Annotated in this window: 14 protein-coding genes; 1 reads left to right on the forward strand and 13 read right to left on the reverse strand. The window is 31.0% G+C overall.

Annotation, left to right across the window (positions count from 1 at the left end; genetic code table 11):
• Nucleotides 1-46: 46 nt before the first annotated feature.
• The 13 genes from addA to AACQ14_RS15110 form a co-directional block, all read right to left on the reverse strand.
• On the reverse strand, nucleotides 47-3,733 hold the full coding sequence (gene addA, locus AACQ14_RS15050; RefSeq protein ID WP_339364408.1) for a helicase-exonuclease AddAB subunit AddA: 3,687 nt from the start codon (nucleotides 3,731-3,733) through the stop codon (nucleotides 47-49).
• 243 nt (nucleotides 3,734-3,976) lie between these two features.
• Nucleotides 3,977-4,426, reverse strand: a complete 450-nt coding sequence (locus AACQ14_RS15055) for a hypothetical protein (RefSeq protein ID WP_339364409.1) — start codon at nucleotides 4,424-4,426, stop codon at nucleotides 3,977-3,979.
• A 103-nt stretch (nucleotides 4,427-4,529) separates the two neighbouring features.
• On the reverse strand, nucleotides 4,530-5,138 hold the full coding sequence (locus AACQ14_RS15060) for a V-type ATP synthase subunit D (protein WP_113673842.1): 609 nt from the start codon (nucleotides 5,136-5,138) through the stop codon (nucleotides 4,530-4,532).
• A gap of 42 nt (nucleotides 5,139-5,180) precedes the next feature.
• The gene (locus tag AACQ14_RS15065) at nucleotides 5,181-6,575 is read right to left on the reverse strand and encodes a V-type ATP synthase subunit B (protein WP_339364411.1); all 1,395 of its coding nucleotides are present in this window, start codon (nucleotides 6,573-6,575) and stop codon (nucleotides 5,181-5,183) included.
• Entirely contained in the window at nucleotides 6,572-8,359 is a 1,788-nt protein-coding gene (locus AACQ14_RS15070; RefSeq protein WP_339364412.1) for a V-type ATP synthase subunit A, read from the reverse strand. The genes AACQ14_RS15065 and AACQ14_RS15070 overlap by 4 nt, the downstream gene beginning before the upstream one ends.
• A 13-nt stretch (nucleotides 8,360-8,372) precedes the next feature.
• A complete protein-coding gene (locus tag AACQ14_RS15075) occupies nucleotides 8,373-8,969 on the reverse strand; it encodes a V-type ATP synthase subunit E (RefSeq protein ID WP_339364413.1) in 597 nt (198 codons plus the stop codon).
• Between the two features lie 54 nt (nucleotides 8,970-9,023).
• Complete coding sequence (locus tag AACQ14_RS15080) at nucleotides 9,024-9,332, reverse strand: V-type ATP synthase subunit F (RefSeq protein ID WP_339364414.1); 309 nt, start codon at nucleotides 9,330-9,332, stop codon at nucleotides 9,024-9,026.
• A 24-nt stretch (nucleotides 9,333-9,356) separates the two neighbouring features.
• Nucleotides 9,357-9,782, reverse strand: a complete 426-nt coding sequence (locus tag AACQ14_RS15085; protein WP_339364415.1) for an ATP synthase subunit C — start codon at nucleotides 9,780-9,782, stop codon at nucleotides 9,357-9,359.
• A gap of 130 nt (nucleotides 9,783-9,912) precedes the next feature.
• Complete coding sequence (locus AACQ14_RS15090) at nucleotides 9,913-11,841, reverse strand: V-type ATP synthase subunit I (RefSeq protein WP_339364416.1); 1,929 nt, start codon at nucleotides 11,839-11,841, stop codon at nucleotides 9,913-9,915.
• 15 nt (nucleotides 11,842-11,856) lie between these two features.
• Nucleotides 11,857-12,897, reverse strand: coding sequence for a V-type ATPase subunit (locus tag AACQ14_RS15095; RefSeq protein WP_339364417.1), 1,041 nt, complete (start codon nucleotides 12,895-12,897; stop codon nucleotides 11,857-11,859).
• 4 nt (nucleotides 12,898-12,901) lie between these two features.
• Nucleotides 12,902-13,216 carry a ribonuclease H2 subunit B gene (locus tag AACQ14_RS15100; protein WP_339364418.1) on the reverse strand — a complete coding sequence of 105 codons (315 nt, stop codon included), beginning with the start codon at nucleotides 13,214-13,216 and terminating at the stop codon, nucleotides 12,902-12,904.
• Between the two features lie 77 nt (nucleotides 13,217-13,293).
• Nucleotides 13,294-16,707, reverse strand: coding sequence for a helicase-exonuclease AddAB subunit AddB (gene addB, locus AACQ14_RS15105; protein WP_339364419.1), 3,414 nt, complete (start codon nucleotides 16,705-16,707; stop codon nucleotides 13,294-13,296).
• A 137-nt stretch (nucleotides 16,708-16,844) separates the two neighbouring features.
• Nucleotides 16,845-18,011 (reverse strand): polysaccharide deacetylase family protein, encoded by a 1,167-nt coding sequence (locus AACQ14_RS15110; RefSeq protein WP_339364420.1) that lies wholly within the window; start codon nucleotides 18,009-18,011, stop codon nucleotides 16,845-16,847.
• A gap of 189 nt (nucleotides 18,012-18,200) precedes the next feature.
• Here AACQ14_RS15110 and AACQ14_RS15115 point away from each other — a divergent pair, with 189 nt between their 5' ends.
• A complete protein-coding gene (locus AACQ14_RS15115; protein WP_339364421.1) occupies nucleotides 18,201-18,653 on the forward strand; it encodes a hypothetical protein in 453 nt (150 codons plus the stop codon).
• Nucleotides 18,654-18,771: the final 118 nt, after the last annotated feature.

Here is an 18,771-nt window from a genome sequence, read left to right on the forward strand (position 1 = left end):
TATTCTATAGCTGTGGGGATAATACATTTTATCCCCACAGCTCCTTTTATATACTTATCTCTTTACCAATACTAAAAGCATATAGTATCTTTTCATTTACTTTCATTCCCATAATATTTTGAAGAGCTATGGAATATAATTCCATCTGTTTATTATATCGTTTTATTAGAACCTCTTGTTCATCTGGTTGTATATAATCAGTTTTATAATCTACTAACACAATTTTATCACCTTCAATAAAATAACAATCAATAACACCTTGCACCAAAGCTTTTTCATCTATATTACAATCATTATAGATATCTTTTAATGGTACACCCAATACAAAAGGAACTTCCCTTTTTAATCTGCCATTGGCTTCTGCATTAATCATTCTCTGTAAAAGATTACTCTTACTAAAGCTGAGAATAGACTTAATATGTATACTTCTTCTTTCTTTTTCCGTTATTATTTCTCCTTGCTGCAAGCTGTCTAAGTAATCAACTATGTAATCGTAGTTATGTAACCCATTAAAATCTATATGCTGCATTACTTTATGGAATACCGTTCCCTTTTCACTAGATGTAAGATTTAGTTTTTCTTCCATAAATCTTGGCTTATATGGCTCAAAATCATTAAACATTTCTTCATGTTCTATTGATTCATCTGGCATACTCTGTTTTTTAATTTCAGAAACAGATATTTTTATTGGCTTTAATACTGCATCCCCATGAGGGTATGTCCAGTTCAGATTACAATCAAAATATTCTCTAGGATACTCACTATAACTTTTCTCGCAATCCCAATTCAATAGATTTTCATATGTTTCATTTTTTGCATCTTGGACGTCGCCTTCTCTACTAATGATATCATCTGTTGTAACTATCTTAATATCCCATGAGGCTTCATGCCCCCATAACTCATCAGGTGAACATATAGATGGATTATCTAGTAAGTTCCTCATTATTTCACCCTCCCTATGTCTTAATAAGGCTGGTATAATAAAATCCATGTAAGAATGTCCACTGGCTATTACTTGTGGTATCAACAATCTATCTGGGAAAAATAAGTATCTAGATAACTTTTCTACCTTATTACATAAATCTTTGCAACTACCTACTAGAATTAATTTTTCTCTTGCCCTAGTTAGAGCAACATATAATATTCTCAGTTCCTCAGATATATTTTCATTCTTGATTTTCCTACTTATTATAGCTTTGGGCAATGTTTTAACTTCATAACGCAACTCATAATTTACATATTTGGGTCCAAAACCCAAGTCTTGATGTAGAAGTATAGGTTTGTTAAGGTCTTGCATATTGAACTGCCTACCTATCCCGGCAATAAAAACTATAGGAAATTCAAGTCCCTTACTCTTGTGTATACTCATAATCCTAACTAGATTTTCACTCTCTCCAAATACAGCAGCCTCTCCCATATTAATTGAATACTTATGTATTTTTTCCAAATATCTAATGAAGTTGAATAATCCTTTATAACTGGTTGATTCATATTTTATGGCTTTATCAATAAGCAAATCTAGATTAGCCCTTCTCTGTCTTCCTCCAGTCATTACTGATACATAGTTATAGTAATGTGACCTATCATAAATATCAAGAATCAAGTCGTTAAGAGGCATGTAGACAGCTTTTTCCCTCCAATCATTCAATAATTCATTGAAACGATTTAATTTTACACTAAGCTCATCTTCATTAATTGTCCCAAGGATATATTGTTCATATGCATCATAATACTCACCTTCCGGTAAAGCTGTCTTGATTCGTACTAATTCATCAGCTTTTAGTCCAACAATAGGTGATCTCAACACACATATCAAAGGAATATCTTGTCTAGGATTATCTATTATCTTTAATAATGAAAGTACTGTCTTAACCTCAATAGTATCAAAATACCCAGAAGTAGCATCTGTATAAGCTGGTACATCATAATTTATTAATTCAGTAACAAATCCATCTGCTCTAGTACTTGTACTCCTCATTAATATAACTATATCCTTATACATAGCTGGTCTATACTTACCCAGCTTTTTATCATACACATAATATGGATTAGATGGATTAATAAGCTCTTTTATTCTCTCAGCAATAACTTTTGCTTCTAATTCTTTCCCTTCACTATTTTCTTCACTATATATATCTTTTTTATCTATAAAAATAACTTCGGAAGGTCCTGCTGTTTCACCATCCATAAACTCTTCGTAATTAGCCCCAAGGTACAAAGCAGCTGTATCATCATAGATTACATCCCCATATTGATTGGACATAATTTGGCTGAATAAATAGTTAGTACAATCTATAACACTTTTTCTACTTCGAAAATTTTTATGTAAATCAATTTTTTGATATAAGCTTTCTTCTATAGAATATTTCTTGTATTTTTCCATAAACAACTCTGGCTTAGCTAATCGAAATTTATAAATACTTTGTTTTACGTCACCTACCATAAACATGTTAGGTTCATTACTTAATACTTTTGATACACTTGTCAATATGGTTTCCTGCACTAAGTTACTGTCTTGATATTCATCTATAAGTATCTCAGTAAACTTATCTTGTAATTCTACAGCCGCATTAGATGGTATTTTTTTACCTTCTTCATCTTCCCCTATCAAAATGTTCAACGCTAAGTGTTCTATATCATTAAAATCAATTATATTCTTTTCAGCTTTGGCATCTTGATATTTTTCTATGAATTCTTTAACAAGATTACATAGTGTCTTTATTACTGGATATGTATTATTTATATCATTCATAATACTATCCCCACTCTTGAAAAAAAACTCGGATTTTATTTTATTAAAATATTCCTTAACATCATCTCTAATATCTTTTATTCTCTCCTGAAGGACCTTGTCTACACCTTTTTTACATCTTCCAATAGCTCCGAAACCAACCTTAATTATTTCTTGGGAAATATTTTCCAAAGAGGTATCCAAGATATCATTAATTCCATTCAAATTCTTTAGATCCAATAATATAGCATCCAAATATCCTATTGGTCCATTATCACTATTACATATACTCTTGCATTCTTGCAAAATCTTTATGTACATTGGTATCTCATCTTTTAAGACCTGTTTAATCATCAAAGCCCACTGAGAATCATCAATATTATCTATCCCCTCTAAATTGAGTTGCTCTGACATTTCATCCAACCATACCTCCGGCCAAGGATTACTCATAGCAAATCTATGTAATTCCAAGATTAATTCTTCTATCCTATCATCTGATTTCCCAAAAGTATAACTCTCAATTAAATCTATAAAATCCCCATTATCCTCTAATTGATATTTCTCTTCCAACAATTCTTTTATAGTATCACTTTTAAGAAGTGTCAATTCTGTCTCATCGGCTACTCTAAAGGATGGGTCCAAGTTAATAAAATGAAAATTATTCTTGATTACATTAAGACAAAAAGCATGTATAGTCATTATATTGGAATTAGGTAATAACGAAAGCTGTTTATGTAAATATCTATTCTCAGGATTTTCATCTATTTTCTTCTCTAATGCATCCGATATCCTCTCCCTCATCTCTGAGGCAGCTGCATTAGTAAAGGTTACTACAAGAAGTTTATCAATATCAACAGGCTTTTCACCATCAACAATCATTTTAATAATACGTTCAACAAGTACAGCTGTCTTTCCTGAACCAGCTGCTGCAGAAACTAATAAATTTCGATTCCTTGTATTAATAACACTTTGTTGTTCTAACGTCCATTTCACACCTGACATGAGCATTTCTCCTAAACTATAATCGTATTCTTTTTTTATTATAGTCTATATGTATAATTAGGGCAATAGCTAGAGGTTTATGTTTAATATAGTAAAATGTTTCCGTAAATGCAATATCTTTAATCTTTCTTTATGGCTCGTGGCTTTGGTAAGGTATTCTAGGTGTTACTTTTCCTTTCCGTTAATCTTAACACCCATACCCCTTTACTCCCTGACCGTATGCCCATGACCATATCCCCTCAGCTACTCAATGAACTTTATACTCCTAGCAATTTTATCAAAATGCATCTTATCCGCCCAAAGAACAAAATACTCATACCTATTTCCATCTATTATAATAGGTTTTGAATAAGCCACAATTAAACCTACTTGATTCATCATCTGTGAACCTTGATCAGGTGATGGCAATATCATCTTTGCAGGCTGACCCATAATAACTTTATCTAATATAGTAGGTTTTGAACCATAAGGTTTAGCTGGATGAAAAGCCTCCTGCTCAGCTACTTCATCAAGAGTTCCACCATTTATAGCAGATACCTGAAAAAATCCATCATCTAATCCATAACGATCTTTATATCCATCTACTTTGACCCATTGACCTGGATATTTCAATTCAACTTTATAACTATCATCAGAAAATATCTTATTGGATTGTGTTGAGTAGTATTCAAAACAATACAACTGACTAGACATGCAATCACTTTTCTTTTTTTGTTAATACATTATATTCTTAAGTTATTTGGGCGTGAAAAAATCTCTTGTCCGGCTAGTTTCATCGCCAACAAGAGATTTATTATCAATTCTTCTTAATCATCTTTAACCTTGTGAATTCTTCTCTTTCTTTTTCCTCCAAAGCATTTTGTATATGTTTTGTTAAGTCCGTATACCTTGGAATCATTATATTCTTGAGAGCATTAGCTCTTTTTTGAGTCCTTTTGATATTAATAGCAAGTCTGTAGATTGCGTTCTCTACTTCCGCCATAACTACTGTCAACTGCTTAACCTTATAGAACTTACTGAATGCTTCGTCAAGTGATAACGTAGTTCTAGCAAAACCATACTGAGGATGTATTTCTTCCTCAGGTATACTTATTATAGGTATCTCTACACCCATGATACTCCTTGTTTTTATTTCAATATTCTTTTCTTCTTCTACAGCAGTACCTATCTGCTCAACAGTACTAATACCTATAGACATATTAGCATTTTGCAGAGCTTCATATGCCTCCGTAAAAGTTGAATCGATGTGAGATTGTATTTCTTCAGCCTTATCAATAAGAAGCATCATTTCTCTTACCAGTATATTTCTTTTTTTATCTAATAACTCATAACCCTGCTTAGACAATCTAAGAGTGTTTTTTGCTACAATCAAATTACCTTTAGTAGGAAATAATGTTGTATCCATATCAATCACTTTCCTTTACTGAGTTTAGCTAATATGAGTAATCTAATTCGCTTCCTCATAATAAGGTTTATAATATTTATCCAATACTTCTTCATCAACTCTGTCAAGCTCTTCTCTTGGCAATATACCAAGCAATCTCCATCCTAGATCAAGAGTTGCATCCATGAAACGGTTCTCATCTCTAGTCTGTGATACAAATAATTCTTCGAATACCTTACCAAATTCCATATATTTTTTATCTATATCAGATAACTCATCTTCTCCAATTACTGATGCCAAAGCTTTTACTTCTTGAACATGAGCATAAGAGGCAAATAATTGATTGGCTATCTGAGGGTGATCTTCTCTAGTGAATCCTTCACCAATACCATCTTTCATAAGTCTAGATAATGAAGGTATTACTATTATTGGTGGATAGATTCCTTTTTGATGCAATGACCTGTCAAGAACAATTTGTCCCTCTGTAATATATCCAGTTAAGTCAGGTATTGGATGGGTTATATCATCATTAGGCATAGTCAATATAGGAATCTGAGTGATTGAACCTGATCTATCTCTTAACATTCCTGCTCTTTCATACAAAGAAGCAAGGTCACTATACATATAACCTGGGAAACCTTTTCTACTAGGAATCTCTCCTTTGGATGAAGATATTTCTCTAAGTGCTTCACAATAAGAAGTCATATCAGTGAGTATGACAAGTACATGCATATTATGTTCAAATGCTAAATACTCGGCAGTCGTTAAAGCACATCTTGGAGTAACTATCCTTTCAACAACTGGGTCATTAGCACGATTAAGGAACATTACAACTTTCTGTAACACACCACTCTCTTCAAAACTTCTTCTGAAATACTCAGCAACATCATTCTTTACACCCATTGCTCCAAAAACAACAGCAAAGTTATTTTCATCATCATTGCCTGTCAGTCTAGCTTGTTTTACTATCTGAACAGCTAGAGCATCATGAGGCAGACCATTTCCTGAGAATACAGGTAATTTCTGACCTCTTATTAGAGTAGTAAGACCATCTATTGCCGAAATACCTGTTTGAATATAGTTTCTTGGATATTCTCTTGAAATTGGATTGATAGGACTTCCATTAATATCTCTGCTAACATCAGGTATTATATCACCTAGTCCATCAATTGGTCTTCCAAGTCCATCTAGTGTCCTACCTAATATTTCTTTTGATAAAGGTATTTCAAGAGCTTTACCCCTGAAACTTGTCCTTGTATTAGCGCTTGATATACCTGTAGTTCCTTCAAAAACTTGAATAACAGCTATATCATCATTTATTTCTATGACCCTGCCTACTCGCTCTTCTCCATTTTCAAGTTTTATGTCAACCATTTCTTCATATGATACATCTTTTACACCCCTAAGAACTATAAGGGAACCAGTTACTTGTTTTAATCCTAAATATTCTATACTCATAGCTTCTTCCTTTCGAAACTCTTATAACTTTCCTTTACTTCATCATAGAAATTATCAATTTTTTCTTTCAGTAAATCAAATTCTTCTAGATTTTTATTACTTACATTATATTTCATCTTAATCATTTCATCATATATACCTGTTTTTCTAAGCTGGGACATTGGAATGCCCCCATTAACCAACTCTTTTGATTTATCTTGTAGGTATAGAATGATTTCCATCATTTTATATTGTTTTTTCATAGGTACATAAGTATCAATATCATTGAATGCATTCTGCTGTAAGAATCCTAATCTAATCACTTTTGATATCTCAAGAGTTAATTTTTGATCTTCAGGTAAGATATCTGCTCCGATTAATTTAACAATTTCCATCAATTTGCTCTCAGCTTGAAGTAAACTCACTATCTTAGTTCTTAATTCAAAGAAATCATCAGCTACTTTAGTTTCATACCAATTTTCCAAGTCATCTATATATTCACTATAACTATTCAACCAGTGTATAGCTGGGTAATGCCTTGAATAAGCTAATTGCCTATCAAGAGCCCAGAAACATCTCACAAATCTCTTAGTATTCTGGGTAACAGGTTCTGAGAAATCTCCCCCTTGTGGTGAAACAGCACCGATTATACTTACTGACCCTTCACTATCATTAAGATTGTCCACGTATCCTGCTCTTTCATAGAATTGTGATAATCTTGATGGTAAGTAAGCTGGGAAACCTTCTTCTGCTGGCATTTCTTCAAGTCTTCCAGATATTTCCCTAAGTGCTTCAGCCCATCTGGAAGTTGAATCCGCCATTATGGCTACATGATAACCCATATCCCTATAGTACTCAGCTAAAGTTATTCCTGTATATATAGAAGCTTCTCTTGCCGCAACAGGCATATTTGAAGTATTAGCTATCAATATGGTTCTATCCATAAGTGACTTACCTGATTTTGGGTCTATCAGCTTTGGAAAATCTTCTAAAACCTCTGTTATTTCATTTCCTCTTTCTCCACAACCAATATATACAATAATATCAGCATCACTCCATTTTGCAAGTTGATGTTGAGTCATTGTCTTTCCAGTACCGAATCCACCTGGAATAGAGGCTGTACCACCTTTTGCAATTGGGAATAGTGTATCAATAACCCTTTGTCCTGTTACAAGAGGTATTGTAAGTCTTCTCCTGTTTTTAAAAGGTCTTGCCATTCTTACTGGCCATTTTTGTATTAAGTCCAATTCTTTTATCTCATCTTGCTCTGTCTTAATCTTAACAATAGTATCATGGACTTTGTATCTACCATTAGGAGCTGCATATTCTACTACTCCAGACATATATGGGTGCATCATAACTTTATGCATAACCAGATCCGTTTCCTTAATCTCAGCTATAACATCTCCGCCTTTAATGTTATCACCTTTTTTTACTACAACTTCAACTACCCATTCTTTTTCAGTGTTAAGAGACTCTATATCAAGTCCTCTGCTTATAAAAGAGCCAGACATCTCTTCCATCTTTTTCAAAGGACGTTGAATACCGTCAAAAACTCCACCTATAATACCAGGTCCTAATTGAAGTGACAAGGGTTCACCTGTTGATATTACAGGTTCTCCCACTTTAATTCCAGTAGTTGATTCATAGACCTGTACAATAATATCTTCATTCTCTATGCTTATAACTTCACCTATCAACTTGGCATTTCCAACTAAAACCATTTCTAACATCTTAAATTTACTGCTGCCTCTTACAGTTACAACAGGTCCATTTACACCAACAATCATATCATCTTTGTTCAATGTGCCACCTTCTTTACTCGATTTCAAGATTACAATTATGCAAAAATGTTTCTTTCTGTTCATATAATTTACTGTAAAATGAATCATCTAAGTATATATTTTTACTCTTATTAAATATCTTACATCCACCAATCATTTTTTTATTCTTATCTTCAAGAACAATCTTATTATCAAATTCTTTATTAAGCCTATTAAGATATTTTTCATCGGTATGGGCAATATAAATTAATATTTCCCCATCACCTATTTTTTCTATATCTTCTTTTATCAGGTTCATAAGATACTCTTGATACTCTTTCTTTTGTGTAAATGCTTCTAATTCTTTTTCTGCATCCCTGAAAGTACCTTTTATAATTTCTTCTCTAGCTTTTAATATCTCTCGTTTACTATCCATGATAGATCTGGATATTATTTCATTCTTTTCTTTTTGTATACTTTTTAATCCACTTTGAATTATTTCATAAGCTTTGGATAGATATGCAAGCTCTTTTTCTTCATATATTGCTTCAAGTTCTTTTTCTGTTTGCTCCATTATTTCTTTTCTTTGATTACTTACATCTGTCATAATATCATGAGCAAACTTATCTATCTTTTCTTCAACAATTCGCATAATTACCCTTCTTCCTTTTAACAATATTAGACCAAAACAAATATCTTGTTATTATTATATCTTTAATCCGATAGCTTCTCTGACATATTTTGTAATTGAATCAGGTGTTCTTCCAGTACCATGTCTATCAGGAATCTCTACAATTAAAGGTGTGTGATAATTAAGTTTTATGTCTTTTATTTTATCTGCAATTAATTTTCCGAGTTTTTCTGTAATTAATATTATACCTATATCCCTGTCTTTTAGAGCTTCATCAAGGGCATTCCTTATTTCTTCCATATCGTGGACAACTACACCTTCAACACCTGCTAATCGCATACCTGTTTTCGTATCAATGTTATCACTAATAAGGTACATTTTCATAGCTAATCTACCTCCGTTTGCTTTTTAGCCTAAAATCAATATTGATATGATAAGTCCATAGATAGCAATACCTTCAGCAAGACCAACAAAGATAACTGTTTTACCTAATAATTTTGAATCCTCACTAATAGCACCTATAGCTGCTGAACCAGATACAGCAACTGCAATCCCTGAACCAATAGCAGCCAAACCAGTAGATAATGCTGCTGCGATATATTTCATACCTTCTGCACTAGCAGCAGCTTTTTCCGCAGTCTCTGCTGCTAAAGCTGTAGTTCCACCTGTTAACAAAACAACAGTGGCAACTATTAAAATCCCAAAGAAACTCAAAACATTTATTCCTAAAATCGTTTTAGCTTTACTTCCATCAATACCTTTCTTTATTGCATATACTCCAGTTCCCACTGTAACAATCACTAATAAAAGTGCTAAACTCATTACTATATCCATTATATTTTCCTCCTTAATTTTCCTATAAGCCACATTTTATCTATTAAACGCAGCTTCATTCTAATTATAATAATTTTATTTATATAACTCTTTGCAACCAATATCTATGTAATACTTTACACGTTATATATTAAGTTGCTTGTTTATCCTTTATCTTGAATGGATTAAAGCTTATGCCTTCACCACTAAAGAATCTACTAAATAATTCGTAGTACTCCAATCTTAATCCTTGAATACCTACTATTAAACCTTCCAGACAGATAATCAATATATTACCGAAAATCATTACAAATATACTTCCGGTACCGCCCACCATATCTGCCATCATGTGGAAAGCTAAAAAGAAACCAACATGATTAAGTGCAAAAGCACCAACTCTTATAAATGATATGGTATTACTTAAGATGGCAAGCAATGTTTCGATAAGTTCAAATATGGCTTCAATAAAATAGCCGCCTTTATCCTCAGGTAATATATATTTCTTTTTCTCTATCAAGTTTCCTAAAGGATGTGATAAAAAGATTAATATCAATGGTACCACAATCAATAATAGAATCTGCCATGCTGCAATCTTATAATCACTTCTCAATACTTTTGACAGAATTAAATAAATAAGTGCAAGATAGAAAATCAAACCAGTTATTCCATTCCTATCAAAAAGCAACTGTCCCATCTTTTTCTTTTTAACTGCATTCCATATATTTAAAACCATAGCCATTATTAATAATAAAACACCAAATCCAACAGCAATTATTAATACTAATTGTTTATTTTCCATAGGATTAATCATTGGTATGAATCCAAATATCTCTCTTAGAAGCTCTTCATTACCAAATATCGAACCATAGAAGAGACCGAATATAGCTGAAGCTATACCTGCATATATACCTATTTTCCCTAAGGCGTTTCCCTTCTTCTTATAAACATAAAAACCTAATAATGCTATGACTAAGCCCTGTCCCATATCTCCAAACATCATACCAAACATTAGTAAGTATGTTATAGCTACAAAAGGTGTGGGATCAAGTTCATTGTAAGATGGTGTACCATACATCTTGACTAATGACTCAAATGGTTTAAAGAATTTATTATTTCTTAATTTTGTTGGCGGTTTGGTCTTCTTGACCGCTTCATCCTCTTCAACAATACACGTTATATCCTCATCTTCTTTAATCTTTTCCATAAAATCATCCAGTTGACTCTGAGGAATCCAACCAGTAAGATAAAAAGCATCCTTTGAATGGACTACATGTCTCCTAATATCAAACACCTGATCTAACTGGTTGATGATATTATAGATATCAGCAATCTTATCATAATTTTCTTTGTAGAAGTTATCTATCTTCTTGGCAATTTCTTTTTCTTCATTTGATAACTTTGCCAAAGTATCATCTATGCTTTGAATCACTTCTTTTGGATGTCCTTTTACTTCACCAGAAATTCTTATTCTTTCAAAGTATAACGATGCAAAGAGACTATCAATGCTTTCTTGTACTATCTTAGGCATGAAGTACAGTAAGAATACGTGGTCATCTTCTTCGAATACTTTAAATACTAATACTTCCAGATCTTCCACATAATCATTTAGTTTTTTGAAACTATCCTTTGGCATTTTGCCGAATCTGAATTTCATAAACTCAAATTCAAATAGCTTATTAATCTCAATATCTACGTTTTTAATTGGAATAATCTGTTTCCTTATTCTCTTATTTATTGTTATCTTATTACTAATATCTTCTTTTTGTTTCATAAGTTCTGATAATTCATTACTCAGATCTTCTACTACAGGTTCTACATCAAGAGCACAATTAACTTGTTTGTCATCAATATCAATCTGCTCTAATTTGATGTCAAGATTCTCACATAATTTACCTAATTTCTTAATCACATTATCATAGGGATTTTGTATAGAAAATGGGTATAATCCTTTAACTGAATCTAGTATTGAAATTGCATTCACCAACTGTACATCATATGGTAAAACATTTTTGATTACAAAGTAATCCAAGGCTTTAATTGGTCCAGCTACATTTACAAAAAACATTTTTTCAATTGACATAAAATCGCCTCCTCCCTATTTTCCAAAACCGATTAAAAATTTCTTAATTTTGTTTGGATCAACATCATATCTTATGCCTTCGATAATAGTTGTTATATTCATTATCTCTACTTCTTTAGCGAACATATACCCAAGTATTGGTGCTATAGAGAATGGATACATACTTATATTTTTATCATGGATATCAAGAATATACTCGTAAAACTCCTTTTCCCAATAATGTTCATCTGAAGATAATATGTCATTATAGGGAGTTTTTTTCAATATTTCAATTATTTCTTCTACACTATTAGAATTAATAAGTAATCTCAAATCTTTCTGACTCAACTTATATCGATAGGGTATATGATATCTGTATAAAATCTCTTTTGATATATTATAATAATGCTTCCCTCTATATACCCACATAATGTTACGTAAGTCAGCCTCCAAACCTATAATATGGTTAGCAATCTTTTTATCTGTACCACTCACCAATTCAGGTTGTGCGATAAGTTTTTTATAATAATACATATCCAGTGCCATTTCTGCTGAAAAAAGGTCTATATGATTATCATCTTTTATCAATGGATTTAGAATCTCATAAAAATTAGTTTCCTTCAGTCCATTAACAAATGTTCTAATATCCTTAGCAGCAAACAACTTATTGAAATCTATAACACTATATTTATTAATAAAAAATAATCTTCTATCAATTTGGTGTATATCACCACCCATTTGTAATGTTCTAAGCATTTTCTTCAAGTCTTCTATTTCTTGTCTACGATAAATATATCTAAAAACAGATTTTTCATTTCCTTTGAGATATCTACCTATCTTAAGAGCTTCTCTGATAATAGATTTATATAAAAGCATTTCAACTTGACCTCTATGAACATTACTCTCATTTAATTCTTGTAAAAAGTCGTTATAATAAGTATTGTTTTTTAGATATATCGCAACTTCTAGTACACTGTTTCGTAGAAGTAGTTGCTCATAGTCATCTTTTGTGAGCATCTTACCTTTCATTGCCCTAATCTTAGTAGAAAGATGACTGTACTTGAACGTTGCTAGCATATACTCACCTCTCTAGAACTGCTTTTACAAGTTCATCACTCCATATTTTCCTTTTTTCCTCTCCATAGAGCTTCATTTTTTCTAGTCTTTCTTTTGCTTTTTTTATATACTCATCTGCTTCAGCTTGAGCTTCATCAAGTTCTCTTTGCCTTAGTTGTTTGACTTTTCTATTTGCATCATGTAATATTTTATCTTTTAACGCTTCTACTTTATCTAACATTTCCTTGTGTTTATTTTCTTTTTCTTCTTTTGTTGTGTCCAATACCTCCCTAGCTTTATTTTCAATAGAAATTATTTTATTGATGATAGCTTCCAACATTGCACCTCTTTTCTATAATCTTTTACCTTCCTCTTTTTTAAACCTAACTTATATGATATCAAAATTTTTTAAGAATCTCAACTTTTATCTATTTTTTCCCATACCTCATTTTTACTCATATTATTCAATATTCTATATTCATTATCACCCATAGAACTATCGAACTGGCAAATAGATGAATAATTACAATATTCACAAGCATTATCCTTGCTATTTTTGTATGGATGTATTAGGATATTCCCTTTCATAATTTCTCTACCAATCTCCTCTGTCTTATCCTTAACAAAATCCATCAACATATCAAATTGTTCCTTAGAAGCGACTGAAGATCTCTTACCAATAGTCCCTTTTTTTGTTAGTTGAACTGGTATTATATCTGAGTAATTATCAATATCTTTGTCCATCTTGTTGATGATATCAACATCTTCTAGTACAAGTCCATTCATCTTCAAACTTTTAATTATTTGTTTTTCCAGTTCATCTTTATTAAGGTCTGATTCTGTTTTTATTATAGGGTCATCAATATGATAGTAAAAAACACCTGCTGGTACTATTTTTTTAGTTGTTTTCTTATCCTCTAATTCTGTTACAGCATTAAGATAAACTAATAACTGTAATTGTAATCCATAATAAAGAGCAGTGATGTCAAATTGTTTATTACCTGATTTATAATCTATTACTTTTACGTAAATAGTATCATCTGTCTCATATCTATCAACTCTGTCAATTCTACCTTTTAATTTCATAGTTTTTTCATCATCAAAATCAATTTTCAGTGATTCAAGGTCCCCTTTATCTGGATCAAATGCTACTTCATAATCAGTAGGCTTGAATTCTCCTTTTTTGATATGATATTGAAGTGCCCAAATAGCTCTTTTGGTTATTCTTGTAAGTCTATTGATTAGGTAACTGTTTCGTCCTGTACTGTAAAAGATATTATTGCAATATTTATCAGCTATTTGTATAACTGTTTCTTCTACTAATCTATCCCTTACATTATCTTCAATTTGGTTCCATTCCAATTCCCTTTTACTTAGCTTCTTAGAAAATTCATCAATGGATCTATGAAATAATATTCCTATATCAGGCATAGTTATTTCTCTAACCACTCTTTCTGATACGTTTAATCCATAATCCAAGAAGTGGGCAAAAGGACATTTTGCAAATTCTTCCAATCTAGAAACACTATTAATAAGTGTATCTGTATAAATACTTGTCACTAATTCATCTGGTAAAAATTCTTCTGTATTAATATGATACAAACCGCCCACAGCTGATTTTACTGAATGTCTCCAAATGTCATTGCTATAGTACCAGCTATATACATCTTTCCAATAATCAGTAAGTCCAATATTATTATATTCACGTAATTTGTTAAGCATATTTCTGAAAGTAGGTTTTTGAAGATATATTCTATCTTCATCCTTTTGTAATTCTATATCAATAACTTCTAGATTCCTGAATATTTTTTTAATTCTACTTATAAGTATGGATGGTCGCATTGACTTACCATCTATATCTGTTCTGGCATAGCTGAGATACAGTTTATTACTAGGTTTTGTTAAGCCGGTATATATCAAGAATTGTTCTTCAAATACTTTTTTCTTAGTACTTGGAGCAAGCTCTATACCTTTTTCCATCAATTTATCTTTGTCGGAATCAGATAATATATTAGCTTTTACTGATATCTTAGGTATCTTGCCTTCATTAAGTCCTATTATAAATAATGCTTTTATTTCCCTTAATCTTGACCTCTCCAAATCACCCACTACAACTTGGTCAAGTCCTGGCGGGACAAGTCCCATCTCGCATTGTTCTAATCCCGATTCCAATATAACACTGTATTCGTTAAGTGTAATTTCTTCGTCACCTAGTATATCTACTATATTGTCCAACAACTCCATTATAATTTTATAGATAGCCTTATATTCTTTTTCTAACAGCAACTCATTATCCAGCCTGAATCTTTCACTCCTATTATATATTTTTTCTTCCACATTTAAGGTTACTATAAGATTATATAAAGCCTGGGTTATATTTTTAACTTTAACCTTTTTATTTCCTATATTTTTACCTAATTCTAATAATGGATTGACTATTTTTTCCCTAGTTACATTTATTCTTTGTAATTGTTCATTATCATATTCATCATTAAATTTATTATTTATATATGGATATTCAAAAACCTGTTCCCATTGTTTTCTACCTTTTATTCCATAAGCCAATACATAATTTTCTATGATATCTATATCCTCTATAGATATTCCTGTCAAACTGGTTTTAAGATATCTAAATATAGTTTCATAGGTATAGCCTTTATTAATTATTGAAATGGCTGCTCTAATAAATTCTACTAATGGATTTGATAGAATATCTTTCTTCTTGTCTATGAAAAATGGTATATCATACTCCTTAAAACATCTAGATATAATCTTTTCATATCCATCTAAATCACCAGTTACCACTGCTATCTCTCTATATCTATAGTTATTTTCTTTTATTAGATCAATTATATTATCAGATAGATTAATTACTTCTTTTCTGATATTAGGTGCTGTATGTATATGAATATCACTTTTTTCTTCATTATATATCTTATACGGGTATCTAAAAATATTTCTTTCCAGATGTTCTAATGCTTTATTTTTATATCTATTGCATTTATTATCAAGTAATATATGTTTCAATACTTTTACTTTACTTTCTTTCGCTAGATTATTAAGTTTGTAGATTGTTTTCTTGGTTTCATAAAATAGTTCTGATTCATCGGATAAATCCTCTAATTTGTTTATGTTATCTATTGTAAGAGTGAGATATGTTTCTCTAGATTTCTTTAATATCTCGTTTAATACTTTATATTGTATAGGTGTAAATCCATAGAATCCATCTATCCAAACTGTAGCTTCCTCTAATAGATTGGATTCTCTTATTGACTCACTTAGTATATCTAATGTATCTTCATTAGTAATATATTCTTTCTTGATAAACTCTTTGAATCCATCATAAACAATCTGTAAATCATTTATCTTAGTTTGTAGTAGCGGCTTATTGCTTAATTCCTCTAATGATTTAGCGAGGTCTTGTGATGATATATCATATTGATAGAGTTCTGTTATAACACTTTTCAATTCTTTAATAAATCCTGGCTTTCCTGAATTCTTATAAAATAATCTTAGTTTCTCCTTATTTTCCTCAATGATTTTTCTAATAACCATACCTTTACCTGTATTACCAAGCAAAGTCTTATTGGCTCCACCTATTTCATCAAGTATACGGTAAGCTAATCTTTGAAAACTTAAAACCTCTATTTGCATAATACCTGACGATGGATGAAGTTTAACAATATCCTTTTGAGTTTCTAGAGTAAATTGTTCAGGAACTATCATAATAAGGGGTTTATCTATTTTTTTCACGGATTCTTTTATAATCTTATCATAGCAATAATATGTTTTTCCTGATCCAGCGCATCCTAATATATATTGTAATGACATATTTATCCCCCTAACTCAATATCTATAATTGAAATATTTTTTCATATTAAAAATTTCATGCATAATTATTTTAACAGATTAATTACTATATGTTAAGAAAAAAATGACCCAATCAAATGTTGATTAGGTCATTTATATTATTGATTTAATTTATATAAGTAGAGCTCTCTCTCTCCTAATTTATCTTTGTTGACGCTATCTTCATCTTTCTCTAATACTGAAACTCTGTCAGGGTTTCCATCAGAGATATATTTTTTTTCTGGATGTTGTTCATAATAATCAAAGAACCATCCCATATCTTGAATTTCTCCTTTTGACCCTCTAGCCCTAGCCACATTCAGTGGATCAAATTTTATATGTAGTGGTGGGTAATATGGTGCACTTGCACCTTCTTTGAAAGCTACAGAATAATTATACTTTATATTATTGTACTCACCATCTAGTACTAGATTACGTAAGGCTTTTACTGGTCTATTTCCAAATGTATATGCTAATGAATCAACTGTATAATCTGGAACAGCATTCTTAATAATCTGATCGACTATACCAATGTTTTTCATTATTTGTCTAGAATCCAATTTGCTTAACATTTGTGTTTTATCATGGGATGCTGTATGATTACCAACATCATAACCATTATCTACTAACCATTTGATTCTTTCCTCAACTGTCCCAGCACCTTCAAATATTTTTTGACCATTTATATATAAACCAGCTTTGCTATCAAATCCTGGATGTGATTTAGAGAATCTTTCTAGTATTTCAATAGCAGTACCAGGCTTAGGAACTAGTTCTCCATTTTCTTCAATTAATGAAAAAGTTGAACTGAGTCCATCATCAAAAGTAAATAATATAGGTGTATATCCAGCTTCTATGTTAATATTATTATCTATATAGTCTCTAACAGATATAGGTCTATATTTATGGTCATACATGTACTGTAACTGTTCAAGAAATTGTTCTTCAGTTACATGATAAGGAGGTAAATCTATAATACCATGATACATAATAACCATTATATGTCCTAATTCATTAGGCTTAACTGCTTGATAATCAATCTCTACTGGTTTTGTTACTTCTTCTTCATCTTTTATATCAGTATTCTCAATATTATCCTTTATTTCATCATTTTTATCATTATCATCTATTTGTTTATTTATATCATTTTCTTTTTCGCTATTATTGTCTATCCCTGTATTATTTTCATCTGGATCTATCATTTTACAGGATACGCTCATTAATACTACAATCATTACTAACACAACTAATTGAGATAGTTGAAGAATTCTACTTTGTTTTGTCATCAAGTCTTTTCATCCTTTCCTTGTTTAAGCAGGTCAAATTTTAGTGATTAAACTTCTCTTTCCACTCCAGTCAAACATATAGGTTATGAATTTCTAAAAATTATATAAAATAATTTTCCATAACCTTCATATTTTAGTCCTATCTTAAATAAAATATATTAATCGGACTATTTGTATAAGGAGGCAATTATGAGATCAACCAAAATTATCGTTCTACAACTAAAACAAATAATATATACTGTACTATTTGTCATAGTTGGAATATGTTTAATATTATTACTTATCTACATGTTAGGTAATAAAAATGATACTAAAGCACCTGTAATGGCTACTTATGTACCTGGAGTTTATACATCATCCATTGTAATCGAAAATCAACCAGTCAATGTTGAAGTTGTGGTTGATAAAAATCATATTAACTCAATTAATCTAACTAATCTAGACAGTGCTATTGCTACACTTAACCCTGCTCTAGTACCAACATTGAATGACCTTGAAATTCAACTTGTTAATGATACCAGTTTTGATAACCTAAGTATTAAAACAGATACTAAATATACGTCCTCACTACTTCTTGGCGCAATAGAAAAAGCCCTAGATAAGGCTAAGCCAGAAGACGTACATAATAACAAAAAGAAATAATTATAATTGCCAATCAATAAAGTATTTATCTATTTCATTATGGGTTACAGCAACTAGAAATTTATCAGCTATTTTAAATATATCTGTCTCATCTTTTAACTCTACTTTGATAGAATTA

The organism is Vallitalea maricola, assembly GCF_036985595.1.
In the GTDB taxonomy this organism is placed as follows: Bacteria; Bacillota; Clostridia; order Lachnospirales; family Vallitaleaceae; genus Vallitalea; species Vallitalea maricola.